The organism is Halorubrum sp. AJ67 (assembly GCF_000513435.1).
Window position 1 is genome coordinate 461,457 of record NZ_CBVY010000002.1, and the last position, 1,655, is coordinate 463,111.

At 69.2% G+C, this 1,655-nt stretch carries 1 protein-coding gene and 1 pseudogene; both read left to right on the top strand.

Annotated elements, in window-relative coordinates; all coding sequences use genetic code 11:
• The first annotated feature begins 489 nt into the window (after positions 1–489).
• Positions 490–873, top strand: coding sequence for a glycine cleavage system protein GcvH (gcvH, locus tag BN903_RS03890; RefSeq protein WP_048076445.1), 384 nt, complete (start codon positions 490–492; stop codon positions 871–873).
• Between the two features lie 72 nt (positions 874–945).
• Positions 946–1,655 (top strand): annotated as a pseudogene (locus BN903_RS03895) (glycine dehydrogenase); the annotation flags it as partial.

The window sequence follows — 1,655 nt, forward strand, 5'->3', positions numbered from 1 at the left end:
GTCGGCGGCGAGGAGACGGACGCGACGTTAAATTAACTTCGTATAGCATACTATTATAACGTAAGTTATACGAGACGTCGCGGTCGATCGCCGACGTACGGAACCCGGACGTCGAGGCCGCCCGCGCGTACGTCGTCGACGAGTGGGGCGTCGCCGGCGACGAGGTCGAACGCGGGTTCGAGCGCATCGCGGAGTCGCAGGTCCAGACCGGGTTGGACCGGTGGACCTGATCGGGCGGGGTCGACCGGGTTCGGTCGGCGGACCTGACGGGGCGCGACGGCTGGGGGACGAGCGGCGTCCGCCGGCTCGACCGCCGCGAACACACCTTTTATTTCCTCGTCGTCGGAAGAGAGAGACACACGTGTCGCGGACCGCCTTTCGATCGCGGACAACGCCCGCAACCGGCCGGGAGATCGGATCTACGGCCGATCCCGGCGGCGCGGCGCTCCCGCGGACCGAGTCCCGAGCGGGCCGCGACGACCCTGACCAATGAGCTTCGACGTTCCCGACGACAGACGGTACTTGGAATCGCACGAGTGGGCGACGACCGGCGGCGACCCCGTCCGGATCGGCGTCTCCGACTTCGCGCAGGACGAACTGGGCGACGTGGTGTTCGTCGAACTGCCCGAGGTCGGCGACGAGGTCGTCGCCGGCGAGGCGTTCGGCGTCGTCGAGTCGATCAAGGCCGTCTCGGACCTGTACGCCCCCGTCTCGGGCGAGGTCGTCGCGGTCAACGAGGAACTGTTCGACCGCCCGGAGCTGGTCAACGAGGACCCGTACGGCGACGGGTGGCTGCTCGAAGTCGAGCCCGTCGAAGGCGGCGAGGCGGACGGACTGCTCGACGCCGACGAGTACGACGACCAGATCGCCTGATCCGATCATGAACGCCACACATTCCGACGGACGACGCGGCATCGAACGGGCGGGCGACGCCGGGGCGGTCCGATGAGCCGGGCGAACGGCACGCCGTACGCGCCTCACACGGACGCAGAGACCGCGGCGATGCTGGCGGCGATCGGCGTCGACGACGAGGAGGCGCTGTTCGACATCCCCGACACGGTCGCCTTCGACGGCGACTTCGGCATCGAGCCGCGCACCGAACGCGAGATCCGCGACGAGTGCGCGCGAATCCTGAACCGCAACGACGACCTCACGGAGTTCCTCGGACGAGGCCACTACGGCCACTACGTGCCGAGCGTCGTCGACCACCTCGCCGACCGCGCGGAGTTCCTCACCAGCTACACCCAGTACCAGCCGGAGGTGTCACAGGGGTTCCTTCAGGCCCTCTTCGAGTACCAGTCGATGCTGGTGGAGCTGACCGGGCTCGACGTCGCGAACTGCTCGATGTACGACGCCGCGACCGCGCTCGGCGAGGCCGCGACGCTCGCGGACCGCGTCCGGTCGACCTCGGGCGACGTGGTCTTGGTCCCCGAACAGCTCCGGGAGGGGAAGCGGGCGGTGCTGTCGAACTACTGCGCGGGCGCGGACCTGACCGTCGAGACCTATCCGATGGCCGACGGCACCGCCGACGTCGACGCGCTCGCGGAGCGCGCCGGCGACGACGCCGTGATGGTGTACGCGGAGAGCCCGACCGTCCGCGGCTGTATCGAAGAGCGGCTCGCGGCGATCGGCGACCTCGCCGGCGAGACCGACGC

Coding starts and splice junctions, on each gene's coding strand:
- gcvH (WP_048076445.1), top strand. CDS start 490: ATGAGCTTCGACGTTCCCGACGACAGACGGTACTTGGAATCGCACGAG.